Genomic DNA, 26876 nt, shown 5'->3' with positions numbered 1-26876 from the left:
GCGCACCTCCATGTGCGCGCCACCTCACGCTTTATCCCTTCGCCTCTCGAAACACATACAGCCCAGCGTTAACCTTGTCACAAAGTCCCACTTACAAGGAGCAACAATGGCACTTCCTATCCTGTTTGATTGCGATCCGGGTCATGACGACGCTATCGCAATTGTGCTCGCCCTCGCCTCACCAGAACTGGATGTGAAAGCGATAACCTCATCAGCCGGTAACCAGACACCTGACAAAACGCTGCGTAACGTGTTGCGCATGTTAACGTTGCTCAACCGTACGGATATCCCAGTGGCTGGTGGCGCAGTGAAACCACTAATGCGCGATCTGATTATCGCCGATAACGTTCACGGCGAGAGTGGGCTGGATGGCCCTGCGCTGCCGGAACCCGCTTTTGCGCCACAAGACTGTACCGCCGTGGAACTGATGGCGAAAACCCTGCGTGAAAGCCGGGAACCGATGACGATTGTCTCCACCGGGCCGCAAACTAACGTCGCATTGCTCCTGAATAGCCATCCTGAGCTGCACGCCAAAATCGCCCGTATCGTAATTATGGGTGGTGCGATGGGCCTCGGAAACTGGACGCCCGCCGCCGAGTTCAATATTTTCGTGGATCCTGAAGCCGCGGAGATCGTATTCCAGTCTGGCATTCCAGTGGTGATGGCTGGTCTGGACGTCACGCATAAAGCGCAAATACATCGCGAAGATACCGAGCGGTTCCGCGCTATCGGCAATCCCATTTCGACGATCGTGGCTGAACTACTCGACTTCTTCTTTGAGTATCATAAAGATGAAAAATGGGGATTCATCGGCGCGCCACTGCATGATCCATGCACCATTGCCTGGCTGCTGAAACCTGAACTGTTTACCACCGTTGAACGCTGGGTCGGCGTGGAAACTCAGGGTAAATATACCCAGGGAATGACCGTGGTGGATTACTACTCCCTGAGCGGCAATAAGCCAAACGCCACCGTAATAGTAGACGTGGATCGCGAAGGGTTTGTCGATTTGCTGGCAGAACGGCTGAAGTTTTACGCCTAATACACGCCGGATGGCGCTAACGCTTATCCGGCCTACAAAATCGTGCAATTTGTAGGCCGGATAAGACGCTTTGCGTCGCCATCCGGCAATAAGCGATCACGGCTCAAACGGTCGGCGCTGAAACTGATCGTGCCCGCATTTCGGACACAGCGGCAGCACATCCGGGGTGTAAACCGCTAAATGGAAGTGGCACTTCTCACAGACCAGATTACCTAATCCGACAACCTCACCGCTGTGATAAACCCCGTGATGACTGAGATCCTGGAACACCTCGCGCCATTCGAGCTGCGTTTTATCTGTAATATCGGCCAGTTCCTGCCAGATACTCTCCTTGATAACCCGCATAAAGACGCTGTCTGTCTCCTCATCGAGACTTTCTTCATAGCTCAGAGCAAACTCTTCCAGGTCACGTCTGACGGCCCGGGTGAGCTCTTCCACCTCGGTTCGCGTTAACTCCCCGGTCTGCATAACTCGTTGACGCGCTTGCTCCACCAACGCATCAATATCGCGTTCGCCATTACGCAGACGTTCGCTCAGTGAAGCCACCAGTTCACGGTAATATTGAGCAACCTTGTTCATCACTTCGCCTCCTGGGTCGTTAACTGTCTATAATAATAGACGTTATTTACGCTACGCTTTGCAAGACTGTCCACAGAGTGTGTAAATTCGTGCAAGAATTATCCTTGCGGGAATTCAACGCTGAATGCGCGAAAGGCTGTTTTGGCGCGGGCGTTTGGGCTATGCTATGCGGATCTGAAACACCACATCTAGAGCTACGTTTGTAGCTGTATTGAAAACAGGACCACTGGCTGCCATGCAAGAGCAATACCGCCCGGAAGAGATAGAATCCAAAGTACAGCTTCACTGGGATGAGAAGCGCACATTTGAAGTTACCGAAGACGAGAGCAAAGAGAAGTATTACTGCCTGTCTATGCTTCCCTATCCTTCTGGTCGACTACACATGGGCCACGTACGTAACTACACCATCGGTGACGTGATCGCCCGCTACCAGCGCATGCTGGGCAAAAACGTACTGCAGCCAATTGGCTGGGATGCGTTCGGTCTGCCTGCAGAAGGCGCTGCGGTTAAAAACAATACCGCGCCAGCACCGTGGACGTACGACAACATCGCATACATGAAAAACCAGCTCAAAATGCTGGGTTTCGGTTACGACTGGAGCCGTGAGCTGGCGACCTGCACCCCGGAATACTACCGTTGGGAACAGAAATTCTTCACCGAGCTGTACAAAAAAGGCCTGGTGTACAAGAAAACGTCTGCGGTCAACTGGTGCCCGAACGACCAGACCGTACTGGCGAACGAACAGGTTATCGACGGCTGCTGCTGGCGTTGCGATACCAAAGTCGAGCGTAAAGAGATCCCGCAGTGGTTCATCAAAATTACCGCTTACGCTGACGAACTGCTGCGTGACCTGGATAACCTGGATCACTGGCCTGACACCGTGAAAACGATGCAGCGCAACTGGATTGGCCGTTCTGAAGGCGTGGAAATCACCTTCGATGTGAACGGTTACGACAACACGCTAACCGTTTACACCACCCGCCCAGACACCTTTATGGGTGCGACCTATCTGGCCGTTGCCGCAGGTCACCCGCTGGCGCAGAAAGCTGCTGCAAATAACCCAGAACTGGCCGCCTTCATTGACGAATGCCGCAACACCAAGGTTGCTGAAGCCGAAATGGCAACCATGGAGAAGAAAGGCGTCGACACGGGCTTTAAAGCTGTTCACCCGCTGACTGGCGAAGAAATCCCCGTTTGGGCAGCAAACTTCGTCCTGATGGAATACGGTACGGGCGCAGTCATGGCCGTTCCGGGCCACGATCAGCGCGATTACGAGTTTGCGACAAAATATGGCCTGACCATCAAGCCAGTAATTCTGACCGCTGAAGGCGCAGAGCCGGATCTGTCCGAACAAGCTCTGACCGAAAAAGGCGTGCTGTTTAACTCCGGCGAGTTTGACGGCCTCGACTTTGAAGCTGCCTTCAACGCCATTGCTGACAAGCTGGTAGCGAAAGGCGTGGGTGAGCGTAAAGTGAACTACCGTCTGCGTGACTGGGGTGTTTCCCGTCAGCGTTACTGGGGTGCGCCAATTCCGATGGTGACGTTGGAAGACGGTACCGTACTGCCGACGCCAGAAGATCAGTTGCCGGTTATTCTGCCGGAAGACGTGGTTATGGACGGCATCACCAGCCCAATCAAAGCCGATCCGGAGTGGGCAAAAACCACCGTTAACGGCATGCCTGCGCTGCGCGAAACCGACACCTTCGATACCTTTATGGAATCCTCCTGGTACTACGCGCGCTACACCTGCCCGCAGTACAACGAAGGGATGCTGGATCCAGAAGCCGCAAACTACTGGCTGCCAGTTGATATCTACATTGGTGGTATTGAACACGCCATCATGCACCTGCTCTACTTCCGCTTCTTCCACAAGCTGATGCGCGATGCGGGCATGGTCAACTCTGACGAACCGGCCAAACAGCTGCTGTGCCAGGGTATGGTGCTGGCTGATGCGTTCTATTACGTTGGTGCAAACGGCGAGCGTAACTGGGTTTCTCCGGTTGATGCCATCGTTGAGCGCGACGAAAAAGGTCGTATCGTCAAAGCTCAGGACGCAGAAGGCCATGAACTGGTCTATACCGGCATGAGCAAAATGTCCAAGTCGAAAAATAACGGTATCGACCCGCAGGTTATGGTTGAACGTTACGGCGCTGACACGGTACGTCTGTTCATGATGTTCGCTTCTCCGGCTGATATGACGCTGGAATGGCAGGAATCCGGCGTTGAAGGGGCGAACCGCTTCCTGAAACGTGTATGGAAGCTGGTTTACGAACATACTTCCAAAGGCGATGTTGCTGCCCTGAACGTTGATGCGTTGAGCGAAGACCAAAAATCGCTGCGTCGCGACGTACATAAAACCATTGCTAAAGTTACCGATGATATTGGTCGTCGTCAGACCTTTAACACCGCAATTGCGGCGATTATGGAGCTGATGAACAAGCTGGCGAAAGCACCGCAGGAAGACGAACAAGACAGAGCCCTGATGCAGGAAGCCTTACTGGCCGTCGTTCGCATGCTGAACCCGTTCACCCCACACGTTTGCTTCACGATGTGGGAAGCACTGAAAGGCGAAGGCGATATCGACAACGCACCGTGGCCGGTGGCGGACGAAGCGGCAATGGTTGAAGACTCAACGCTGGTTGTGGTTCAGGTAAACGGCAAAGTACGTGGCAAAATCACCGTTCCGGTAAACGCCACTGAAGAGCAGGTTCGTGAGCGTGCTGGCCAGGAGCATCTGGTAGCAAAATATCTTGATGGCGTTACCGTACGTAAAGTGATTTATGTACCGGGTAAACTCCTCAATCTGGTCGTTGGCTAAGCGCGGGAGGAAGCGTGCGACTTCTGACAACATTGTTGTTATCTCTGGCGGTGCTTGTCACCGCCGGATGTGGATGGCATCTGCGTAATACTACGCAGGTACCACCCTCAATGAAAACCATGATTCTGGACTCTGGGGATCCAAACGGCCCATTAAGCCGCGCGGTTCGTAATCAGTTGCGTCTGAACGGCGTTACGCTGCTTGAAGACGGCTCAATGCGTAAAGATGTGACGTCCTTACGTCTTGGCGCGGTCAGCATTTCGCAGGATACGGCGTCGGTATTCCAGAACGGTCAAACGGCTGAATACCAGATGGTGATGTCCGTAAGTGCTACTGTGCTGATTCCAGGTCATGATATTTATCCAATCAGCGCCAAAGTTTATCGTTCGTTCTTTGACAACCCACAGGCTGCACTGGCGAAGGATAACGAGCAAGAGATGATCGTTAAAGAGATGTATGACAAAGCGGCTGAACAGTTAATTCGTAAGCTGCCAAGCGTACATCTGGCCGATACTCTGTCATCCAATGCTGATGATGATGCTAAGCCAGCGGCGACAAAAGCCGCAGAGCCTGCGTCATCTCCGGCGCGTGTTTCCACCACGCTGGGTAACTGATGCTCAAGTTGTACCCTGAACAACTCCGCGCACAGCTCAATGAGGGGCTGCGCGCGGCGTATTTGCTCTTAGGTAACGATCCTCTCTTGTTGCAGGAAAGCCAGGACGCTATCCGTCAGGCTGCCGCCACACAAGGGTTCGAAGAACACCACGCTTTCACCCTGGACAATAGCACCGACTGGGGAGAGATTTTTTCACTCTGCCAGGCAATGAGCCTGTTTGCCAGCCGTCAAACCCTACTTTTGCAGTTGCCTGAAAATGGCCCCAATGCCGCCATTAACGAACAGCTCGCTTCACTCGTCACACTGCTACATGACGACCTGCTGCTGATCGTTCGCGGCAACAAACTGACTAAAGCGCAGGAAAACGCCGCATGGTATACCGGACTTGCCAATAATGCGGTGCAGGTAAGCTGCCAGACGCCGGAGCAAGCACAGCTTCCTCGTTGGGTCGCCGCCAGAGCGAAGCTTAACAATCTACAACTGGATGACGCAGCCAATCAGCTGTTGTGCTATTGCTATGAAGGTAATCTGTTAGCGCTGGCGCAAGCGCTGGAACGGCTAGCATTGCTTTGGCCTGATGGCAAACTAACGCTGCCTCGCGTGGAGAAAGCCGTTAACGATGCCGCGCACTTTACCCCGTTCCATTGGGTGGATGCGCTGCTGATGGGCAAAAGCAAACGCGCGCTGCACATTCTGCAACAGTTACGCCTGGAAGGCAGTGAGCCGGTTATTTTGCTGCGCACGATACAGCGTGAATTACTGCTGTTGGTCAACTTAAAACGGCAGTCAGCCCATACGCCTTTACGCACGTTGTTTGATAAACACCGGGTGTGGCAAAATCGCCGGGGTATGATGGGAGACGCGCTAAACCGGCTGAATCCTGCGCAGTTGCGTCAGGCGGTAACGCTGTTAACGCGTACTGAAATTACGCTTAAACAAGACTATGGTCAGTCAGTGTGGGCGGAACTTGAGGGGCTTTCCCTGTTACTCTGCCATAAATCGCTGGCCGATGTTTTTATTGATGGTTGATATGAAATCATTGCAGGCTCTGTTCGGTGGCACCTTTGATCCGGTGCATTATGGTCATCTTAAACCGGTTGAAATTCTGGCGAATCTGATTGGCCTTTCCCGGGTCATTATCATGCCCAATAACGTGCCGCCGCATCGTGCGCAACCCGAAGCGTCCGGCGAACAACGTCAACGCATGGTTGAACTGGCCATTGCCGATAAGCCGCTGTTCTCCCTTGATGAACGCGAACTGAAACGCGATACCGCCTCCTACACCGCGCAAACGCTCAAAGAGTGGCGCGAGGAGCAAGGACCGGACGTGCCATTAGCGTTTATTATTGGCCAGGACTCACTGCTTACCTTTCCGTCCTGGCATGACTACGACACGATTCTGGGTAACACCCACCTCATTGTCTGCCGACGTCCGGGCTATCCGCTCGAAATGGCGCAGGAAAAGCACCAGCAGTGGCTGGAGGATCATCTGACCCATTCGCCAGATGACCTGCACAACTTGCCTTGCGGGAAAATTTATCTGGCTGAAACGCCGTGGTTTAACATCTCCGCCACGCTCATCCGTGAGCGTCTGGAAAAAGGCGAGCCGTGCGACGACCTGATGCCAGCTGCAGTGCTTGACTATATCAATCAGCAGGGGTTGTACCGCTAAGCACCTTGCCTAGAGCCGCCAACAGGCGGTTATTCTCTTCCTGGCTGCGAACGGCTACCCGATAATAGCGCGCATCCAGCCCCGGATAATTAGCACAACTGCGAATCAAGACATGTTGTTCCAGCATTGCGCGTTGCAGATCAAAATCCGCCCGATCGCAGCGCAATAAGCGATAATTTGCCCTGCCAGGATACACCGTCAGGCCGGGCAGTTCTTTCAACTGCCGATCAAACCTCGCGCCCTCTTGCTCCAGCCACTTCCATGTTGCCTGCTGATATGCGCTGTCGTGTAAAATAATCTCACCTGCCAGTGCAGCAAATGCGTTAATTGACCACGGCATTTGTCGACGGCGCATCTGTGCAACAGCCTGTTCATTACTGTTGACCAGATACCCTAACCGCAGCCCCGGTATCGCATAGAACTTGGTGAGAGAGCGCAGCACCCAAATATGCGGGTTATCCAGAAGCAGCGGAATAAACCCCTGCTCCCCGGCAATAAAATCGATAAACGCTTCATCAAGGATCAGATTGATCCCAAGCAACTCACAACGCGCGGCTATTTCGCGCAGCAGGCGGTTATCGGGCAGCAAGCCAGTGGGATTGTTGGGCGTACAGAGAAACAGGCAGTCCAGCTCTGAGGATAACGCATCGAGGATTGCATCGGTAAGCTGCCAGCCATCGTCTTCGCACAGCGCAAACTCATGGATCGTACAGTCTCCCCATTGCAGCGCCCGACGATATTCAGCAAACCCGGGCGTCACGATCATCGCATGACGTGGTTTAAGTCCTTGCACCAAAGTGAAAATCGACTCAGTCTCGCCGTTTCCGGCAAGTATCCATGAGGCAGGAATCTGATGATGCTCCGCCAGCGCCGCATGCAATTTAGCGTAATCAACATCCGGGTAACGCTCCGCGCAGTCCAGGTTGTCGACGATCGCGCGTTTTAAACTTGCCGGCATACCCAGCGGATTAATATTCGCGCTAAAATCCAACAATTGTTCAGGCGAGATGCCCAACAGTTCGGCGGCTTCTCGGGTATTGCCACCATGCGCGCTCTTCAATAAAGACATCGTGCCGCTCCACGCAAAAAAAGGTATTTTAGTGAAAAATCTCTGCGCAATCAGGGCAAACATCATGTTTTGTGCGAATAACCTCAAGAGGAAAAAATGAGACTCTGGTTAGTACGTCATGGAGAAACTGAAGCCAATGTCGCTGGTTTATACAGCGGTCACGCCCCCACACCGCTAACAGAACGGGGTATCGCTCAGGCGCAAACACTGGGTACGCTGTTACGCAATGTGCCTGTCGACAACGTTCTGTGCAGCGAGTTAGAACGTGCCCGCCATACAACGCAGTTGATCTTAGGCGATCGCGAGGTTCCTGTGCGCAACATGCCTGAGCTCAATGAGATGTTTTTTGGTGACTGGGAAATGCGCCATCATCGCGATCTGGCGCGAGAAGACGCCGAAAACTACGCCGTGTGGTGTAACGACTGGCAGAATGCGACGCCAACCAATGGTGAAGGTTTTCAGGCGTTTTCCCAGCGCGTGGAACGCTTTATTGCTCAGCTCGCTGATTACAAAACGTGCCAAAACCTACTGGTGGTGAGCCATCAGGGTGTTCTGAGCGTGTTGATCGCCCGTCTGCTGTCCATGCCGGCTGCAGCAATGTGGCATTTTCGCGTCGAACAAGGTTGCTGGAGCGCAATTGATTTTTGCGACGATTTTGCGGTTCTGAAAGTGCTCAACAGCCGGGCTGTATGGCACGACGGGGAGTGAAAGCCCTGTTTTTTCTGCCGAAGGGCTTCTCTCCCATTGACACCCCATGACAGGCTGTTATTCTCCGCAACCTGACTTTTCCCGCCCTTCAGAGCTTTGCAGAAATTGTTTTACAAAAATGGCGATGCATTCTGCGGCGTGGGGTGGGATGATAGCGCACTTCAAAAGCGCTTTCGGAGACATTTGTCCCGATATCGCCTCTGGTTCAGGTATACTAACAGACGTTTTTAACTCTTTTCACCCAGGGGGAACACTTGCAGGGTAAAGCACTTCAGGATTTTGTAATCGACAAAATTGATGACCTGAAAGGTCAAGACATCATCGCCTTAGACGTTCAGGGCAAATCCAGCATCACTGATTGCATGATTATCTGCACCGGCACGTCCAGCCGTCATGTAATGTCTATCGCAGACCACGTTGTTCAGGAGTCCCGCACTGCTGGTCTGCTGCCGCTCGGCGTAGAAGGCGAGAACGTTGCAGACTGGATCGTCGTTGACCTCGGTGATGTGATTGTCCACGTGATGCAGGAAGAAAGCCGTCGCCTGTATGAACTGGAAAAACTCTGGAGTTAATGCGTGAAGCTGCAACTTGTCGCTGTGGGTACGAAGATGCCTGACTGGGTGCAAACCGGGTTTACGGAGTATCTCCGTCGGTTTCCGAAAGATATGCCCTTTGAGCTGATCGAAATCCCGGCAGGAAAACGCGGCAAGAACGCGGATATTAAACGCATTCTCGACAAAGAGGGTGAGCAGATGCTGGCTGCCGCAGGCAAAAACCGCATCGTCACCCTTGATATCCCTGGTAAACCCTGGGACACGCCGCAACTGGCGACTGAACTGGAACGCTGGAAACTGGACGGTCGTGACGTCAGTCTGTTGATTGGCGGGCCGGAAGGTCTCTCTCCTGCCTGTAAAGCAGCAGCGGAACAAAGCTGGTCACTCTCTGCGTTAACCCTTCCTCACCCTCTTGTTCGGGTTCTGGTCGCGGAGAGTCTGTACAGGGCGTGGAGCATCACCACCAACCATCCTTATCACCGTGAGTGATCATTGATTCTTGAGTAGATTAAGCAGCGGATGAAACTACAGAATTCTTTTCGCGACTATTCGGCTGAGTCCGCGCTGTTTGTGCGCCGGGCGCTGGTCGCTTTTTTGGGGATTTTGCTGCTCACCGGCGTGCTGATCGCCAACCTTTATAATCTGCAAATCGTTCGCTTTACTGATTATCAGGCTCGCTCGAACGAAAACCGCATCAAACTGGTGCCTATCGCCCCCAGTCGCGGCATCATTTATGACCGTAACGGAATTCCGCTCGCCCTTAACCGCACCATTTATCAGATAGAAATGATGCCGGAAAAGGTCGACAACGTTCAGGATACCCTCGACGCGCTGCGTAACGTCGTAGACCTGACGGACGACGACATTGCCGCCTTTAAAAAAGAGCGCGCCCGTTCACACCGCTTCACCTCCATTCCGGTAAAAACTAACCTCAGTGAAGTGCAGGTGGCACGGTTCGCCGTTAATCAATATCGCTTTCCCGGCGTCGAAGTTAAAGGCTATAAACGCCGCTATTACCCCTACGGCTCTGCGCTGACCCACGTCATTGGCTACGTATCGAAGATCAACGATAAAGACGTGGACCGCCTGGACAAAGACGGCAAGCTGGCCAACTACGCGGCGACGCACGACATCGGTAAATTGGGTATTGAACGCTACTATGAAGACGTTCTTCACGGCCAGACGGGTTATGAAGAAGTTGAAGTGAACAACCGTGGCCGCGTCATTCGCCAACTGAAAGAAGTGGCGCCGCAGGCCGGGCACGATATCTATCTCACCCTTGACCTGAAACTCCAGCAGTACATCGAAACGCTGCTGGCGGGCAGTCGTGCCGCGGTGGTCGTCACCGACCCGCGTACCGGTGGCGTTCTCGCACTGGTGTCCATGCCGAGCTACGACCCGAACCTGTTTGTCGATGGTATCTCGAGTAAAGATTACTCCGGGTTGCTCAATGACCCGAATACCCCGTTGGTTAACCGCGCGACTCAGGGTGTCTACCCCCCTGCTTCGACGGTTAAACCTTACGTCGCGGTTTCTGCATTAAGTGCAGGCGTCATCACCCGCAATACTGGTCTGTTCGATCCGGGTTGGTGGCAATTACCGGGCTCTGAAAAACGTTACCGCGACTGGAAAAAATGGGGGCACGGCCATCTGAACATCACCCGTTCTCTGGAAGAGTCGGCGGATACGTTTTTCTATCAAATCGCCTATGATATGGGGATAGACCGCCTTTCAGAATGGATGAGCAAGTTTGGCTACGGCCAATATACGGGTATCGATCTTGCCGAAGAGCGCGCCGGAAACATGCCAACCCGCGAGTGGAAGCAAAAACGGTTTAAAAAGCCATGGTACCAGGGTGATACCATTCCGGTCGGCATCGGTCAGGGTTACTGGACGGCAACCCCTATCCAGATGAGTAAAGCGCTGATGATCCTTATCAACGACGGTTTGGTAAAAGTTCCGCATCTGCTGATGAGTACGGCAGAAAACGGCAAGCAAGTGCCGTGGATTCAGCCGCACGAACCACCCGTTGGTGACATTCATTCCGGTTATTGGGAAATCGCAAAAGACGGCATGTACGGTGTAGCCAACCGTCCTAACGGTACTGCACACAAATATTTCGCTGGCGCACCTTACAAAATTGCGGCGAAATCCGGTACTGCACAGGTCTTTGGCCTGAAAGCCAATGAAACCTATAACGCACATAAGATCGCCGAGCGCTTACGTGACCACAAGCTGATGACGGCCTTCGCACCCTATGATAAGCCCCAGGTTGCTGTCGCCATAATCCTTGAAAACGGTGGCGCGGGCCCGGCTGTGGGTACCATTATGCGCCAGATCCTTGACCACATTATGTTGGGCGACAATAACACCAATCTGCCTGCAGAAAACCCCGCGGTTGCAGCAGCGGAGGACCAATAATCGTGACGGATAATCCGAACAAAAAAACATTCTGGGACAAAATCCACATCGATCCCACGATGTTGCTTATTTTGCTGGCGCTGCTGGTTTACAGCTCGCTGGTCATCTGGAGCGCCAGCGGCCAGGATATTGGCATGATGGAGCGCAAGGTCGGTCAGATCGCGATGGGCCTGGTCATCATGGTGGTGATGGCGCAAATCCCGCCCCGGGTTTATGAAGGCTGGGCTCCCTATCTCTACATCTTTTGCATCATTTTGTTGGTGGCAGTAGATGCCTTCGGCGCTATCTCCAAAGGCGCGCAGCGCTGGCTGGATTTGGGGATTGTGCGTTTTCAGCCTTCCGAAATCGCCAAGATTGCCGTGCCGCTGATGGTCGCGCGCTTCATCAACCGTGATGTTTGCCCGCCATCGCTAAAAAATACCGCCATTGCGTTGGTGCTGATATTTATGCCCACCCTGCTGGTGGCCGCCCAGCCAGACCTCGGAACTTCAATACTGGTCGCTCTTTCCGGTCTGTTTGTCCTGTTCCTTTCTGGTTTGAGCTGGCGTTTAATCGGTGTTGCGGTAGTCCTGGTTGCGGCGTTTATCCCGATACTGTGGTTCTTCCTGATGCATGATTATCAACGTCAGCGCGTCATGATGTTACTCGATCCGGAAACCGATCCGCTGGGTGCGGGTTATCACATCATTCAGTCTAAAATTGCTATTGGCTCCGGCGGTCTACGTGGTAAGGGCTGGCTACACGGTACGCAGTCACAGCTTGAGTTTTTACCCGAACGTCATACAGATTTTATCTTCGCGGTATTAGCGGAAGAACTGGGTCTGGTAGGGATCTTAATTCTGCTGGCGCTGTACATTTTGCTGATTATGCGCGGATTATGGATCGCTGCCCACGCGCAAACCACCTTTGGTCGCGTCATGGCGGGTGGTTTAATGTTGATATTATTCGTTTATGTCTTCGTAAATATTGGTATGGTGAGCGGTATTCTGCCCGTGGTTGGCGTTCCTCTCCCACTGGTTAGTTACGGAGGCTCGGCACTTATCGTGCTGATGGCTGGGTTCGGGATTGTTATGTCGATCCATACCCATAGAAAAATGTTGTCGAAAAGCGTGTAAGGGGTACGCAATGCGTAAGCAGTGGCTTGGTATCTGCATCGCAGCAGGAATGCTCGCGGCGTGTTCGAGTGATGATGGTCAGCAACAGGGTGCTGTCGCGCCGCAGCCTGCGGTGTGTAATGGTCCGATTGTTGAAATCAGCGGGGCCGATCCGCGCTTTGAACCCCTGAACCCAACGGCGAATCAGGACTATCAGCGTGATGGTAAGAGCTACAAAATCGTCCAGGACCCTTCCCGCTTTAGCCAGGCAGGGCTTGCCGCTATCTATGATGCGGAACCCGGAAGCAACTTAACCGCGTCTGGTGAAGCGTTCGACCCGATGCAGTTAACCGCAGCGCATCCGACGCTGCCAGTCCCAAGCTATGCCAGAATAACTAACCTGGCAAATGGCAGGATGATTGTCGTGCGCATTAACGATCGCGGCCCTTATGGCAACGATCGCGTGATTTCACTTTCACGTGCAGCAGCCGACCGTCTGAATACCTCCAACAATACCAAAGTGCGTATCGACCCGATCGTCGTCGCCCAGGATGGTTCATTGTCCGGGCCGGGAATGGCTTGTACCACGGTAGCTAAACAAACCTATGCCCTGCCCGCGCGTCCTGATTTAAGCGGCGGTGGCAGTATGGGCAGCATGCCTGCGCCATCGGATGCAGGTCAGCCGCAAGGCGATATTCGTCCGATCAGCAATTCCACGTTGAAAAGCGATGATACAACCGGTGCGCCAGTGAACAGCAGTGGATTCCTCGGTGCGCCGACCACGCTCGCAGCAGGCGTGCTGGAAGGTAGCGAGCCGACTCCGGCTCCGCAACCGACCACCACCGCACCGGTAACGCCAACCGCACCAGCAGCAACACCAGCCGCCGTCGCTGCACCTGCGCCAGCGGCAGTAGCCAACGGACGCTACGTGGTTCAGGTTGGCGCAGTCAGCGAGCAGTCGCGTGCGCAGCAGTATCAAAAACGTTTAAGCCAGCAATTTGGCGTCCCAGGTCGGGTGGTACAAAACGGCGCAGTCTGGCGTATCCAGATGGGGCCGTTCGCCAGCAAAGCTGAAGCCTCCACATTGCAGCAGCGTCTTCAAGCCGAGGCGCAATTACAGTCCTTCATCACCGGCGTGTAATAACGTAAATCAGGTATCTGAACTGTCAGTTTCTGTAAATGACATTAACAAAGTCACGCGGAAAGTCAGATGCCTGCCCGTTTTGCATTTGCTATAGTAGGGCACTTTTTTTAATTTCATCACGGACGTCGTAGTTCAGACCATGAAGACCACTTTTTCCGCTCGTTTCGTGCAGCGTATGGCGCTCACCGCGGCTCTCTGCGCAGTTTCTCTCTCTGCTGCCCATGCCGATGACCTGAATATTAAAACCATGATCCCGGGTGTTCCGCAGATCGATGCGGAGTCATATATCCTGATTGATTACAATTCAGGTAAAGTTCTGGCAGAACAGAACGCCGACACTCGCCGCGACCCCGCCAGTCTGACCAAAATGATGACCAGCTACGTCATCGGCCAGGCGATGAAAGCCGGGAAATTCAAAGAAACCGATCTGGTCACCGTCGGCAATGACGCCTGGGCTACAGGTAACCCGGTCTTTAAAGGTTCATCGCTGATGTTCCTGAAGCCAGGAATGCAGGTTCCTGTTTCTCAGCTTATCCGTGGTATCAACCTGCAATCCGGGAATGACGCGTGCGTGGCAATGGCGGACTTCGCAGCCGGTAGCCAGGATGCTTTCGTCGGTCTGATGAACAGCTATGTGAACGCGCTGGGCCTGAAAAACACCCACTTCCAGACCGTTCATGGTCTCGATGCTGACGGTCAATACAGCTCGGCTCGCGACATGGCGATGATTGGTCAGGCGCTGATTCGCGACGTGCCTAACGAATACTCTATCTATAAAGAAAAAGAGTTCACCTTTAACGGCATCCGTCAGTTAAACCGTAACGGCCTGCTGTGGGATAACAGCCTGAATGTCGACGGTATCAAAACCGGTCATACCGACAAGGCTGGCTATAACCTCGTTGCATCCGCAACCGAAGGTCAGATGCGTCTGATCTCCGCCGTCATGGGTGGCCGCACCTATAAAGGTCGTGAAACCGAAAGTAAAAAACTGCTGACCTGGGGCTTCCGTTTCTTTGAAACCGTGAACCCACTGAAAGTCGGTAAAGAGTTTGCTTCAGAGCCCGCCTGGTTTGGTAATACCGATCGTGCATCGTTAGGCGTAGATAAAGATGTCTACCTGACTATTCCGCGCGGCCGCATGAAAGATCTGAAAGCAAGCTATGTGCTGAACACCACAGAACTGCACGCACCGCTGCAGAAAAACCAGGTTGTCGGCACCATCAACTTCCAGCTGGATGGCAAAACCATTGAGCAGCGCCCGCTGGTAGTCCTGCAGGAAATCCCTGAAGGCAACTTCTTTGGGAAAATCATTGATTACATTAAATTAATGTTCCATCACTGGTTTGGCTAAAAATCGAACACTTGAAAGTGTGATTTACGTCCCCATATACTAGGTATCCAGATAACTCCCACGCGCTGTGGGAGTTATTATTTATTGATGTAACGCCGGAGCTGACATGAAAACCAAACTTAACGAACTGCTTGAATTCCCTACTCCATTTACTTACAAAGTAATGGGGCAGGCGTTGCCTGAGCTGGTTGATCAGGTGGTTGAAGTGGTACAGCGCCATGCGCCAGGTGATTACTCTCCGACGGTAAAACCGAGCAGCAAAGGCAACTACCACTCGGTCTCAATCACTATTACTGCTACACACATTGAGCAGGTTGAAACGCTGTACGAAGAATTAGGCAATATCGATATCGTTCGCATGGTGCTGTAAAAACCTGTTGGTTACCCGCTGCATCCCCGCTCGGGTAACCCCTCCCTCCTGTGATATACTTTTTCCCCTCTTTTATATTCTCTACTCTATGTGAGTATCTACGGAGATGCCGTTTTGTATCAGGATAAAATTCTTGTCCGCCAGCTCGGTCTTCAACCTTACGAGCCAGTTTCTCTGGCCATGCACGAATTCACCGATACCCGCGATGAAAACAGTTATGACGAAATCTGGCTGGTAGAGCATTATCCTGTTTTTACCCAGGGTCAGGCAGGCAAAGCAGAGCACGTACTGATGCCAGGAGATATTCCGGTGATCCAGAGCGATCGTGGCGGTCAGGTGACTTATCACGGGCCGGGCCAGCAGGTCATGTATGTGCTGTTGAACCTGAAGCGTCGTAAACTTGGCGTTCGCGAACTGGTTACGCTGCTGGAGCAAACCGTTGTGAATACCCTTGCGGAAATCGGTATTGACGCCCACCCGCGAGCCGATGCACCAGGCGTATACGTTGGAGAGAAGAAAATCTGCTCTTTGGGGTTACGTATTCGTAAAGGTTGTTCATTTCACGGCTTAGCGCTCAATGTGGATATGGACTTGTCGCCTTTCCTGCGTATCAATCCTTGTGGTTATGCCGGAATGGAAATGGCGAAGGTATCGCAGTGGGATAGCACAGCCACGACCGAGAGCATTCGCCCAAGGCTGCTGGCCAACATTCTGGCGCTGTTGGGTAACCCACCGCACGAGTACATCGCGGACTGAAAATACGCGCATACTTTGCCACGGCATATGTTGTGGCAAATGGCACAAAACAACAACTATTTTACATTTTGCCAGCCTGTCAGGCTGCTTTCTGGCCCGTTTCAATGATATACTGCGTATCACTAATTCAAAAATAGTTGATAAATGCAACATTCCCTTGAATTGAAACGCTTTCCTTCGTAATTCGCAACTGGAACACGCAAGCTATGAGTAAACCCATTGTGATGGAACGCGGTGTTAAATACCGCGATGCCGATAAGATGGCTCTTATCCCGGTAAAAAATGTGGCAACAGAGCGTGAAGCCCTGCTGCGTAAACCGGAATGGATGAAAATAAAACTGCCAGCGGACTCCACTCGCATCCAGGGCATCAAAGCGGCAATGCGCAAAAATGGCCTGCACTCTGTCTGCGAAGAAGCTTCCTGCCCTAACCTGGCTGAATGTTTCAATCACGGAACTGCAACCTTTATGATCCTCGGCGCAATCTGTACCCGCCGTTGCCCATTCTGTGACGTTGCCCATGGCCGTCCGGTTGCTCCTGATGCTAACGAGCCGTTAAAACTTGCTCAGACGATTGCTGACATGGCGCTGCGCTATGTCGTCATTACCTCCGTTGACCGCGACGATCTGCGTGACGGCGGCGCTCAGCACTTTGCTGACTGCATCACCGCTATTCGTGAGAAAAGCCCGTCGATTAAAATCGAAACGCTGGTGCCTGACTTCCGTGGTCGTATGGATCGTGCGCTGGATATCCTCACGGCCACCCCGCCGGATGTGTTTAACCACAACCTCGAAAACGTACCACGTATTTATCGCAATGTTCGTCCAGGAGCTGACTACAACTGGTCACTGAAGCTTCTGGAACGTTTCAAGGAAGCGCACCCGGAGATTCCGACCAAATCAGGTCTGATGGTCGGTCTGGGCGAAACCAATGCGGAAATCATTGAGGTCATGCGTGACCTGCGCAGCCATGGTGTCACCATGCTGACACTGGGACAGTATTTACAGCCAAGCCGCCATCACCTGCCGGTTCAACGCTATGTGAGTCCGGATGAGTTCGATGAGATGAAAGCCGAAGCTATGGCAATGGGCTTTACCCATGCAGCCTGCGGTCCATTCGTTCGCTCTTCATACCATGCTGACATGCAGGCCAAAGGGCTGGAAGTGAAGTAATCGTGTAATACTCACTTACATATCAGCAATAAAAAAACCGGCAAATTGCCGGTTTTTTTTCATGCAGAGTATGCAGTAAGAGCATCATGCTCCTGACATTACTCTTTATGAGAAAGCTTCTCAGCCTGAACGCTACCATCAGCATCTTTCTTAGCATCGGCATTATCGTCGTTCATTGCTTTCTTGAAGCCCTTGATTGCCGTTCCCAGGTCTCCACCCAGTGTACGTAACTTCTTGGTACCAAACAGCAGAACAACCAGTGCGGCAACCACCAGCAGTTTGGTAATACTAATCTCACCCATAGATACCTTCTTGACTTAAACCAGGCTGCATAAAGCGCCATATTAACCTGAGAATATTAACGGCCTTTCGACGCGCGCACACAATAGCAATCTGTAACAAGGTGAATCAAGTCTTGTTTAAAAAAACGTCATAATAATTGCGGTGGAGCAAAGCGTCGGTTACTTAACACCGGGAGTTGTGCCCTAACCTGCCTCACCCGCTCGGCGGAAACCTCGGCCATAATTAGCGCGGGCGTTTCTGCCGCAGCAGCAATGGTCACACCAAAGGGGTCGATGACCCTGCTTTGGCCGATATTCTTGTTACCGCACTCTCCCGCCGCAATCAAGTAACACGTCGCATCTAACGCTCTTGCCGCCAAAAGCGTAGCCCAGTGATGCTCTTTGAGCGATCCCCGAACCCAGGCTGCGGGTAAGACAAGAATTTCCGCTCCCTGCAATGCGTGCGCCAGCGCCAACTCAGGAAAGCGCAGATCATAACAGGTCATTAACCCTACTTTTAACCCGTCTACGTCCAGCAGCGGCGCTATGGCGTCCCCTGCATCCACATTTCGTGACTCCTGAATCGAAAAGGCATCATAGAGATGTAATTTAGCGTAATGGGCCACGACCTGACCTGCCCGTAGCGCCACCAGCATGTTAAACGCCCGGCCTGGCACAGAAGGAACATGAATCGTCAGGATTGTCGTCATCTCGTTTTGCGCGCTTTCTCGCAGCAAGCGCGTCAAAAATCCGCCCTCCAGCAGTTGAGCTGATTTCACTGACAGGTCTGGGTCCAGATCGTCACGGGCCAGAAGTGCCTCCGGTAATACCAGCAGCGACGCCCCCTCTCCTGCAGCCTGTGACATCAAAAAGACGCAGGTTTCTGCATTTTTTTCCCATGAAGGTCCCACGGCAAATTGCCCTGCTGCAACGAACATATTCCCTCCAGAAAACGTTGTTAGGCTCGCCAACCACGATTATTCAGCGTTACACTCATCCTATATACAATCAAATAGCAGGATTATGCAGTGTTACAACTCCTTTTAGCGGTTTTTATCGGTGGTGGTACAGGTAGTGTAGCAAGATGGATGTTGAGCATGAGGTTTAACCCGCTACATCAGGCCATCCCATTCGGTACACTGGCTGCAAACTTACTTGGCGCATTTATCATTGGTATGGGTCTGGCGTGGTTTAATCGCATGACTAACATTGATCCAATGTGGAAGGTACTGATTACCACTGGCTTTTGCGGGGGACTAACAACGTTTTCCACTTTCTCAGCTGAGGTGGTGTTTTTGCTACAGGAAGGACGCTTTGGTTGGGCTATGGTGAATGTACTGGTTAATCTGTTGGGATCATTTGCGATGACCGCCCTGGCATTCTGGCTGGTTTCGGCCTCTCCCGCGCACTGAAGCGAAAAAAAACCCGCAATTAAGCGGGTTTTGAATGCTTGCTGTCGTATGCTTACAGAGCGATTACGTTTGCAGCAGAAGGGCCTTTGGCACCGTTAGTGATTTCGAACTCTACACGCTGACCTTCAGCCAGAGTTTTAAAACCATTGGTCTGGATTGCAGAGAAGTGTACGAACACGTCTTTGCTGCCATCTTCCGGAGTAATGAAACCGAATCCTTTGGACTCATTAAACCACTTAACGTTACCTTTAATCTTAGACATCAAAATTACCTTTACATGAAAAATAGACACAAATGCTGTGTCGGGTATCAGTACAACAATTGTGGTGGACTTTGTCCAGTCGAACTTTATCAAAAAGTGATAAATGTCGCGTTATTTTTCAGTTAAAGTTAATATCGCACTGTTTTTAAAAGACTTTTTAATAATCCACCTGACAATACAGGTAGTCCATCAAAACTGGAAACGCATCCATGCAAAGTAGACGTTACCGTTGTTGTACGTTCCCGGAATGTAGGTCATCTGGAACGTTGCCGGACCATACCCTATCGATGCCAGCGGTAACAGCACGGGAACCGGAATGTAGTTCCAGTTATCGCGCGCAGTAAAACCGGCGGTAAAGCCAAGTCCGGTATGGAAATTTTCATCTGCCAGCGGTCGCCAGGTTTTTTCCCAGCCATAACCACCAATAGGTTCCCATTTATTGTAGGAATCCTTAAAGGCCATTATATAAAGCCCGTGCCAGTTACCTTTATCATCCCAACGGGATTGACCAAAGCCCGCCCCCCATGGGCGTTCATTGTAGCGATCCGTTTTTTCTTTATCATAAGCAAAACGAGCATGCCAGGTAATAGCCGGCACGTACAGATCATAATGTTCTGGCTGCTGCCAGGTTTCACTGACGTTGTCTTTAAAAGTAGCGAACCAGCCTTTATCTTCAGCAGCGCCCTGGGGAATGAAAGCTAACTGAATAAAAAGAAATGAAAAAATGAGAAAATATCGTTTAGCGACAATCACAACTTAATTACCATCCTGGGATTTATTATTAATTGTAGCAAACCCAACCTTAATGTTAGCTTAACAAAAATGCGCAGCTAAAAAATCAGAATAATCCTCAGCCTATAATTTTTAAGATAATTATCCATGAGTTTATTGAGCCATCTAATAGGAACTATTTTCTCTTTATTGCCAATAAATTGTTCTTTCCTGCGAAAAAAGTTAAATATCATCACAATAAATTAACAATTAATATTCATCATCGCCACAAAACACACACATCAGCGCTGCGCTTCACAGTTTCTTATTGTGAGATTCTTTTTTAAACCGCGATGCTGAAAAAACGGCTTAACCATCGCTTGAATCCGTATTTTTATTGATTTTAATCAGCAAGAGTTATCGGTTTATTAGGCACATTCTGTCACCACTTTTTACTTTTTTTTAGTTTTTTTACTTTCTGGGCAGCAATGCGACAGGGGAAACGATGTTGACATTTATTGAACTCCTTATTGGGGTTGTGGTTATTGTGGGTGTAGCGCGCTACATCATTAAAGGTTATTCCGCGACAGGCGTACTGTTTGTTGGTGGTCTGGTTTTGCTGATTATCAGTGCGCTGATGGGACATAAAGTTTTGCCGTCCAGCGCGGCATCAACGGGCTATACGGCAACAGACATTGTTGAATATATTAAAATTTTGCTGATGAGCCGTGGTGGCGATCTCGGCATGATGATCATGATGCTGTGTGGTTTTGCCGCTTATATGACCCACATTGGCGCGAACGATATGGTCGTTAAGCTGGCCTCCAAGCCTCTGCAATACATCAACTCACCTTATCTGCTAATGATTGCCGCCTATTTTGTCGCCTGCCTGATGTCACTGGCGGTTTCGTCAGCAACCGGTCTGGGCGTATTGCTGATGGCAACATTGTTCCCGGTCATGGTTAACGTTGGGATCAGCCGTGGCGCCGCAGCGGCCATTTGTGCCTCCCCTGCTGCAATTATTCTTTCACCAACATCCGGTGATGTGGTGCTGGCGGCAAAAGCTGCGGAAATGCCGCTGATCGATTTCGCCTTTAAAACCACGCTGCCAATTTCCATTGCAGCCATCATTGCTATGGCGATTGCCCACTTTTTCTGGCAGCGTTTTCTGGATAAAAAAGAGAACATTTCTCATGAAATGTTAGATGTGGCTGAAATCACCACGACTGCTCCGTCATTTTACGCCATTCTGCCGTTTACCCCGATTGTTGGCGTCCTGATTTTTGATGGTAAATGGGGTCCACAGCTGCATATCATTACGATTCTGGTTCTGTGCATGCTCATCGCGGCTATTCTGGAGTTCGTACGTGGGTTCAACACCCAAAAGGTTTTCTCTGGTCTGGAAGTCGCTTACCGTGGTATGGCGGATGCCTTTGCTAACGTGGTGATGTTGTTAGTCGCTGCGGGTGTTTTTGCCCAGGGCCTGAGCACAATCGGCTTTATTCAGAGTCTGATATCTATCGCCACCTCGTTTGGATCGGCGAGCATTATTCTGATGATGGTGCTGGTGATCCTGACTATGCTGGCGGCAATGACTACGGGTTCCGGTAACGCTCCGTTCTATGCCTTCGTTGAGATGATCCCTAAGCTGGCGCATTCCTCCGGCATTAACCCAGCTTACCTTGTTATCCCGATGCTGCAGGCGTCAAACCTTGGACGCACAATCTCCCCGGTCTCCGGCGTGGTGGTTGCTGTTGCAGGTATGGCGAAGATTTCTCCGTTCGAAGTGGTGAAACGTACCTCGGTTCCGGTTCTGGTTGGGTTGTTGGTTGTGATTATCGCAACGGAAGTGATGGTACCAGGTTCTTCTTCAGCCGTCGTTGGCGGCTGATACTCAGAGAAATGTAGGCCGGATGAGGCATTCACGCCGCATCCGGCATTTCGACTGCAACGTTGCCGGATGTCGATGCTAAAGTATCTTATCCGGCCTACGTCAGAAATCAGCATTTAGCCGCCGTGATAGATACGCTGCGGCCTACCCACCTTACCGTGAATAATCTCCGCAATAATCAAATGACGGCTGGCACAGTACTCCAGGTAGCGTCTGGAAGTCGTTCGGCTGATGGTGAGCGCCTGGGCGATCGTTTCTGCTGTATGGTGTACCGTCGGATCGGCGAATAATTTCAGCACTGCATTCAGCGTTAAGGCATCAATCCCAGTCGGTAAATCCCCTTTCGGCTCGCCCCGCGCGTAGGCATTAAACATCTCATCTATCTGCTTTTGACTGGCGCTATCATTACCCGCCAACATGCGTCGACGCTGTTGATAACGTGTCAACGTCTGTCCCAGTCGCTCGTAGGCAATGGGTTTGACCAGGTAATCAAACGCGCCGCTGCGCACAGCTTCGGAGACTGTTTCCATGTCGCTGGCCGCCGTGGTAAACACCACACCGCCCGGATAACGCGCCTGGGTTAGCTCATGCAATAAGGTAATTCCCTTGCCGTCCGGCAAGTAGTTATCGAGCAGAATCAAACCGGGCTTAAAACGCTCAATCATCATCCTCGCCTGCGCAAGATTACCCGCCAGCCAAATCTGGCTGAAGCCGGGTATATGGCGGATATATTCAGCATGCATTTCCGCCAGTAGCGTTTCATCCTCAACGATCAATAGCGTTAATGGTTCCGTCATTGTTTTTTTTCACTTTCGGAAGAAATAAAGAAAATAAGGTGCCGCAGGGGGAGTTATCTTCGAGCGTAATCACCCCGTCACAGCGCCTCACATAACTAGCAATAAGATACAAACCGATGCCATGTTCACCTGGTTCATCGGTACGGGTGCTCACACCCTGTTCAAATATTTTTTCACGCAATGCTTCCGGCACACCGCATCCCTGATCGGCAACTTCGATGATCACGTCATCCCCTTCATCGCTCAAATAGAGTTCGACGACCTTGTTGCCTTGCTGGGTGCGCAAGCTCGCTTCAAATGCATTATCAAGCAGATTGCCAACAATTGCTGCAAACTCTGTGCTATCCAGCCCCTCGGGGAGTTGATGCAGTTGGCTGCCCGGAACAATAGTCATGGTGAGACCCAGTTCCCGCGCGCGCTGCACCTTGCCAAACAACAGACCGGCTACCTGACGATCGGCAAACGCGCCGCGCAGACTGTCAATCAGTTGCTGTTGCGCCTGGGATTCTCCCTGCACCATGGCCAGAACCTTGTCATACTCTTTCATTTGCAGCAGACCATTGATAGTCGACATCCAGTTCAGATGCTCATGACGCAGCGTTCTCAGGCTCTCTACATACTGTTTGATTTGCGTTAACTGCGCATTAAGAGTAGCAATTTCATCTTTACTACGAAAACTGATGATTGCCCCAAGCAGTTCGTCACCGGAGCGAATCGCCTCACGGTTGGCGATAACGCTCAGTCCATTAAAGTTGACCATCGCGTCCTGTCGTTTTTCCGCAATCTGTTGGGTGAAAAAGTCCGCTGGCTGAACCACCTCACTCACCGGTTTTCCAAGCCACTTTCTCCCAGGTGAAGACAGCCCCAGCATTTTCCTCGCACTGCGATTTATTGCGGTGATATATCCATCAGGATCCACGGCAATCAATCCTTCATATACCGAGCTGAACAACGCTTCCTGCTGACGTACCACACGCGCAATTTGTTTCGGTTCCATACCCAACATCTGCCGACGAATATGGGCAGCGAAAAACCAGGAGAGCAGCATAAGTACCAGCAACAGCAGGATAAACACACCGGCCATCGGGAGTAAGAAGTCCGATCGCCAGCTATCAATTTTGCTGATCAGATAACCAATTGAGACTACGCCAATGATTTTGCCATCGTCATCAAAGATGGGCGTTTTAGCGCGCATTGCCATCCCGATGGACCCTTTACCGGTAATAAAGTAGCTCTCCCCTTTTTCCAGCGCGCCGGGTTTGGTGAACTGCATCGGATAGCCAATCTTTTCCGGGTTCGGATGATACAGACGAATAGAGTTGGTATCCCCGATAACCACATAGTCGAAGTCAGTTCCGCTCTGCAGTTTGTCGGCAATCGTCGCCAACCGCTTGTAATCACGATGCTTAACCGCCGTGATGATACTGTCGTTAGAGGCGATGATTTTGGCCTGATTCATTGCCATATCGCGGACATGCGTTGCCAGATAATCTTCAAAGCTGGCGGTGAAGTATTGTGCCAGGGCGGCGATGATAAAAACAGAAACGACCAGAATGAGCAGAAAGATACGTAAAGGAAACGCCAGACTGCGGAAAAAAGGAAACCGTGTTTTATTTTTCTGTTCTGCCATCACATTTTTCCTCACCGACGTTAACTAAAACTAATTTCTCATTGTAGTTGTAATTAAAATGTTCTATTTACACGTTATGGTATAAAACAAGATCGTTGCAGATTCCCCACCTTAAATCAATTAAACAAATTAAAACCACACCTTATTTTAGGGTTAAATTAATTAAAAAACTTAAAACCATAAAACACATTAAAACCTTCTAACTTATTGTGAAATAAATCAAAAATTACCTCCAAAATACCCCTTACGATGTATGCAGCAGGGAAAAAAAGAAATACTCCGTAATAAAAAACCATTCCCTTCAATTGCAAACAAAACGTTATCAGGTTGCTAAACAGAGCAACAAAAACAGAAACCCAGTAACAAATATAGCATCGGGGCTCTATTCACTATGTTCGGTAATAATATATTCACGCAAGTGAAACGCTCAGAAAATAAAAAGATGGCGGCTATCGCGCAATTTCTGAAAGAGAATGATTTGAGCGTAGATACGACCGTCGAAGTATTTATCACCGTCACCCGTGACGACCGTCTGATTGCCTGCGGTGGTATCGCTGGGAATATTATTAAGTGTGTCGCAATCTGTGAATCTGTCCGCGGCGAGGGTTTAGCGCTGACGCTGGCGACTGAGTTAATCAACCTTGCCTATGAACGCCATTGTACGCACCTCTTCATCTATACCAAAACCGAGTACGAATCGCTGTTTAAACAGTGCGGTTTTTCTACGCTCACCAGCGTTCCCGGCATTATGGTATTGATGGAAAACAGCACCACACGTCTGAAACGCTACGCCGAATCACTGGCAAAACAGCGTCATGATGGGAAAAAAATTGGCTGTATCGTCATGAACGCCAACCCCTTCACCAACGGACACCGTTTTCTGATCCAACAGGCGGCCGCGCAATGTGACTGGCTGCATCTGTTTTTGGTGAAAGAAGATACCTCACGTTTTCCGTATGAAGACCGCCTGGATCTGGTGCTTAAAGGAACAAAAGACATTCCACGTTTAACCGTGCATCGCGGTTCGGAGTACATCATTTCCCGCGCCACGTTCCCGTGTTACTTCATCAAAGAGCAGAGCGTTATTAACCACTGCTACACCGAAATAGACCTGAAAATCTTCCGCCAGTATCTGGCTCCGGCTCTCGGAGTCACGCACCGCTTCGTCGGTACTGAGCCGTATTGCACCGTCACCTCCCAGTACAACAACGATATGCGCTACTGGCTGGAGACCCCAACGCTTCCCGCCCCGCCGATTGAACTGGTGGAAATTGAGCGGCTGTGCTTCCAGGAGATGCCGATTTCCGCCTCCTGGGTGCGCAAGCTGCTGGTTAAAAAAGATCTCACGGCTATCGCATCCCTGGTCCCTGACGCCACGCTGCAGTATCTGCAAAGCATGGTTGAGCGAGCCTCATCGGGTGCGGCAGTCCGCCAAAATACCCCCGCATTAGCAACAGGTGAAAAATGAAAATAAACCAGGCAGCCGTCGCAGGCACACTCGAGTCCGGTGATGTGATGATTCGCATCGCCCCACTCGATTCGCAGGATATTGACCTGCAGGTTAACAGTAGCGTCGAAAAGCAGTTCGGTGATGCCATCCGGGCCACCATTCTGGACGTTCTGTCCCGCTACAACGTACGCGGCGTGCAATTGAATGTTGATGATAAAGGCGCACTGGACTGCATTTTACGTGCGCGACTGGAAGCACTACTGGCCCGCGCTGGCGGTATTCCGGCACTGCCATGGGAGGATTGCCAGTGATTTCCGAATCTTTGCAACAACGTAAAACTCGTACTCGCCGCAGCATGTTGTTCGTACCGGGCGCCAATGCCGCCATGGTCAGCAACTCGTTCATCTACCCGGCAGATGCACTGATGTTCGACCTGGAAGACTCCGTCGCGTTGCGTGAAAAAGATACCGCTCGCCGCATGGTGTACCACGCGCTGCAGCATCCGCTGTATCACGACGTTGAAACCATCGTGCGTGTAAACGCCCTCGACTCCGAATGGGGTATCAACGACCTTGAAGCCGTGGTACGTGGCGGTGCTGACATCGTACGTTTACCGAAGACCGATACCGCGCAGGATGTCATCGACATCGAAAGCGAAATTCTGCGTATCGAAAACGCCTGTGGCCGTGAGCCAGGCAGCACCGGTCTGTTAGCCGCCATCGAATCGCCGTTAGGCATTACCCGCGCGGTAGAAATTGCCCATGCTTCCGAACGTCTGATCGGTATTGCCCTGGGTGCGGAAGACTATGTACGTAACCTGCGCACTGAGCGCTCACCGGAAGGTACTGAACTGCTGTTTGCCCGCTGCTCTATTTTGCAGGCTGCACGTTCTGCCGGTATTCAGGCGTTCGACACCGTGTATTCCGATGCCAACAACGAAGCGGGTTTCCTGCACGAAGCCGCACATATCAAGCAACTGGGTTTTGACGGCAAATCGCTCATCAACCCGCGCCAGATCGAACTCCTGCACAACCTGTACGCCCCAACGCGCAAAGAACTGGCTCACGCCCGTCTGG

28 protein-coding genes are annotated in these 26876 nt (G+C 51.4%); 20 read left to right on the top strand and 8 right to left on the bottom strand.

The features are described 5' to 3' along the window. Positions 1-106 precede the first annotated feature (106 nt). Positions 107-1042: a pyrimidine-specific ribonucleoside hydrolase RihA gene (gene rihA / locus FDW94_RS03795; protein WP_137377156.1), complete on the top strand. Its 936-nt coding sequence runs from the start codon at positions 107-109 to the stop codon at positions 1040-1042. A gap of 96 nt (positions 1043-1138) precedes the next feature. Here rihA and FDW94_RS03790 read toward each other — a convergent pair whose 3' ends face one another. Continuing rightward, positions 1139-1621 carry a zinc ribbon-containing protein gene (locus tag FDW94_RS03790; protein ID WP_003022748.1) on the bottom strand — a complete coding sequence of 161 codons (483 nt, stop codon included), beginning with the start codon at positions 1619-1621 and terminating at the stop codon, positions 1139-1141. A 235-nt stretch (positions 1622-1856) separates the two neighbouring features. Between FDW94_RS03790 and leuS the strand changes: the two genes are divergently transcribed. Genes leuS through nadD form a run of 4 tightly spaced genes read left to right on the top strand, consistent with a single transcriptional unit; the run spans position 1857 to position 6727 of the window. After that, a complete protein-coding gene (gene leuS / locus FDW94_RS03785; protein WP_137377155.1) occupies positions 1857-4439 on the top strand; it encodes a leucine--tRNA ligase in 2583 nt (860 codons plus the stop codon). Positions 4440-4453: 14 nt separating this feature from the next. After that, positions 4454-5053 carry an LPS assembly lipoprotein LptE gene (gene lptE, locus FDW94_RS03780; RefSeq protein WP_103284875.1) on the top strand — a complete coding sequence of 200 codons (600 nt, stop codon included), beginning with the start codon at positions 4454-4456 and terminating at the stop codon, positions 5051-5053. After that, positions 5053-6084 (top strand): DNA polymerase III subunit delta, encoded by a 1032-nt coding sequence (holA, locus tag FDW94_RS03775; protein WP_032942687.1) that lies wholly within the window; start codon positions 5053-5055, stop codon positions 6082-6084. Before lptE ends, holA begins: the two co-directional genes overlap by 1 nt. 1 nt (position 6085) lies before the next feature. After that, a complete protein-coding gene (gene nadD, locus FDW94_RS03770) occupies positions 6086-6727 on the top strand; it encodes a nicotinate-nucleotide adenylyltransferase (RefSeq protein WP_100247219.1) in 642 nt (213 codons plus the stop codon). Here the strand turns inward: nadD and cobD are convergent. Continuing rightward, positions 6702-7796 (bottom strand): threonine-phosphate decarboxylase CobD, encoded by a 1095-nt coding sequence (gene cobD, locus FDW94_RS03765; protein ID WP_137377154.1) that lies wholly within the window; start codon positions 7794-7796, stop codon positions 6702-6704. The two genes, nadD and cobD, sit on opposite strands and share 26 nt — an antisense overlap. Positions 7797-7892: 96 nt before the next feature. On the opposite strand from cobD, the gene FDW94_RS03760 reads away from it, so the two are divergent. The 10 genes from FDW94_RS03760 to lipA all read left to right on the top strand — a co-directional run bounded on the left by FDW94_RS03760 (position 7893) and on the right by lipA (position 17366). Then, positions 7893-8504: an adenosylcobalamin/alpha-ribazole phosphatase gene (locus tag FDW94_RS03760; RefSeq protein WP_008784086.1), complete on the top strand. Its 612-nt coding sequence runs from the start codon at positions 7893-7895 to the stop codon at positions 8502-8504. Positions 8505-8758: 254 nt separating this feature from the next. Next, positions 8759-9076, top strand: a complete 318-nt coding sequence (rsfS, locus tag FDW94_RS03755; RefSeq protein WP_003022728.1) for a ribosome silencing factor — start codon at positions 8759-8761, stop codon at positions 9074-9076. A gap of 3 nt (positions 9077-9079) precedes the next feature. Then, entirely contained in the window at positions 9080-9547 is a 468-nt protein-coding gene (gene rlmH, locus FDW94_RS03750; RefSeq protein ID WP_003022725.1) for a 23S rRNA (pseudouridine(1915)-N(3))-methyltransferase RlmH, read from the top strand. Positions 9548-9577: 30 nt separating this feature from the next. Beyond that, the gene (mrdA, locus tag FDW94_RS03745) at positions 9578-11479 is read left to right on the top strand and encodes a peptidoglycan DD-transpeptidase MrdA (protein ID WP_137377153.1); all 1902 of its coding nucleotides are present in this window, start codon (positions 9578-9580) and stop codon (positions 11477-11479) included. A 2-nt stretch (positions 11480-11481) separates the two neighbouring features. Further along, positions 11482-12594, top strand: coding sequence for a peptidoglycan glycosyltransferase MrdB (mrdB, locus tag FDW94_RS03740; protein WP_003022718.1), 1113 nt, complete (start codon positions 11482-11484; stop codon positions 12592-12594). A gap of 10 nt (positions 12595-12604) precedes the next feature. Further along, complete coding sequence (rlpA, locus tag FDW94_RS03735; RefSeq protein WP_137377152.1) at positions 12605-13714, top strand: endolytic peptidoglycan transglycosylase RlpA; 1110 nt, start codon at positions 12605-12607, stop codon at positions 13712-13714. Between the two features lie 142 nt (positions 13715-13856). Beyond that, positions 13857-15068 carry a D-alanyl-D-alanine carboxypeptidase DacA gene (dacA, locus tag FDW94_RS03730; protein WP_137377151.1) on the top strand — a complete coding sequence of 404 codons (1212 nt, stop codon included), beginning with the start codon at positions 13857-13859 and terminating at the stop codon, positions 15066-15068. A gap of 106 nt (positions 15069-15174) precedes the next feature. Next, positions 15175-15438 carry a DUF493 family protein YbeD gene (ybeD, locus tag FDW94_RS03725; RefSeq protein ID WP_003022706.1) on the top strand — a complete coding sequence of 88 codons (264 nt, stop codon included), beginning with the start codon at positions 15175-15177 and terminating at the stop codon, positions 15436-15438. 114 nt (positions 15439-15552) lie between these two features. After that, a complete protein-coding gene (gene lipB, locus FDW94_RS03720) occupies positions 15553-16194 on the top strand; it encodes a lipoyl(octanoyl) transferase LipB (protein WP_003831286.1) in 642 nt (213 codons plus the stop codon). Between the two features lie 206 nt (positions 16195-16400). Continuing rightward, complete coding sequence (gene lipA, locus FDW94_RS03715; RefSeq protein WP_003022702.1) at positions 16401-17366, top strand: lipoyl synthase; 966 nt, start codon at positions 16401-16403, stop codon at positions 17364-17366. A gap of 98 nt (positions 17367-17464) precedes the next feature. Here lipA and tatE read toward each other — a convergent pair whose 3' ends face one another. After that, complete coding sequence (gene tatE, locus FDW94_RS03710; RefSeq protein ID WP_003022699.1) at positions 17465-17668, bottom strand: twin-arginine translocase subunit TatE; 204 nt, start codon at positions 17666-17668, stop codon at positions 17465-17467. A 128-nt stretch (positions 17669-17796) separates the two neighbouring features. Next, positions 17797-18585, bottom strand: a complete 789-nt coding sequence (locus FDW94_RS03705) for a deaminated glutathione amidase (RefSeq protein WP_008784083.1) — start codon at positions 18583-18585, stop codon at positions 17797-17799. A 90-nt stretch (positions 18586-18675) separates the two neighbouring features. Between FDW94_RS03705 and crcB the strand changes: the two genes are divergently transcribed. Continuing rightward, positions 18676-19059 (top strand): fluoride efflux transporter CrcB, encoded by a 384-nt coding sequence (gene crcB, locus FDW94_RS03700; protein ID WP_003831281.1) that lies wholly within the window; start codon positions 18676-18678, stop codon positions 19057-19059. Between the two features lie 52 nt (positions 19060-19111). On the opposite strand, the gene cspE is transcribed toward crcB, so the two are convergent. After that, the gene (gene cspE, locus FDW94_RS03695; protein ID WP_000034825.1) at positions 19112-19321 is read right to left on the bottom strand and encodes a transcription antiterminator/RNA stability regulator CspE; all 210 of its coding nucleotides are present in this window, start codon (positions 19319-19321) and stop codon (positions 19112-19114) included. Positions 19322-19510: 189 nt separating this feature from the next. Next, positions 19511-20074 carry a lipid IV(A) palmitoyltransferase PagP gene (gene pagP / locus FDW94_RS03690; protein ID WP_003831280.1) on the bottom strand — a complete coding sequence of 188 codons (564 nt, stop codon included), beginning with the start codon at positions 20072-20074 and terminating at the stop codon, positions 19511-19513. A 463-nt stretch (positions 20075-20537) separates the two neighbouring features. On the opposite strand from pagP, the gene dcuC reads away from it, so the two are divergent. Then, the gene (gene dcuC / locus FDW94_RS03685; RefSeq protein WP_003022136.1) at positions 20538-21923 is read left to right on the top strand and encodes an anaerobic C4-dicarboxylate transporter DcuC; all 1386 of its coding nucleotides are present in this window, start codon (positions 20538-20540) and stop codon (positions 21921-21923) included. Positions 21924-22039: 116 nt separating this feature from the next. Here dcuC and dpiA read toward each other — a convergent pair whose 3' ends face one another. Next, positions 22040-22720, bottom strand: coding sequence for a two-component response regulator DpiA (gene dpiA, locus FDW94_RS03680; RefSeq protein ID WP_003831279.1), 681 nt, complete (start codon positions 22718-22720; stop codon positions 22040-22042). Continuing rightward, the gene (gene dpiB, locus FDW94_RS03675) at positions 22689-24350 is read right to left on the bottom strand and encodes a sensor histidine kinase DpiB (protein ID WP_008784080.1); all 1662 of its coding nucleotides are present in this window, start codon (positions 24348-24350) and stop codon (positions 22689-22691) included. Before dpiB ends, dpiA begins: the two co-directional genes overlap by 32 nt. Positions 24351-24741: 391 nt before the next feature. Here dpiB and citC point away from each other — a divergent pair, with 391 nt between their 5' ends. From citC to FDW94_RS03660, 3 genes are all read left to right on the top strand, one after another. Next, a complete protein-coding gene (gene citC / locus FDW94_RS03670) occupies positions 24742-25818 on the top strand; it encodes a [citrate (pro-3S)-lyase] ligase (RefSeq protein ID WP_003831277.1) in 1077 nt (358 codons plus the stop codon). After that, positions 25815-26111, top strand: coding sequence for a citrate lyase acyl carrier protein (citD, locus tag FDW94_RS03665; RefSeq protein WP_003831276.1), 297 nt, complete (start codon positions 25815-25817; stop codon positions 26109-26111). The genes citC and citD overlap by 4 nt, the downstream gene beginning before the upstream one ends. Beyond that, positions 26108-26876 (top strand): aldolase/citrate lyase family protein (locus FDW94_RS03660; RefSeq protein WP_249358278.1); only part of this gene is annotated, 769 nt, incomplete at its 3' end. The genes citD and FDW94_RS03660, both read left to right, overlap by 4 nt.

Source organism: Citrobacter sp. wls757 (assembly GCF_005280935.1).
In the GTDB taxonomy this organism is placed as follows: Bacteria; Pseudomonadota; Gammaproteobacteria; order Enterobacterales; family Enterobacteriaceae; genus Citrobacter; species Citrobacter portucalensis.
The sequence above is the reverse complement of the archived record's forward strand: the minus strand, read 5'-3'. Positions and strand labels throughout refer to the sequence as shown.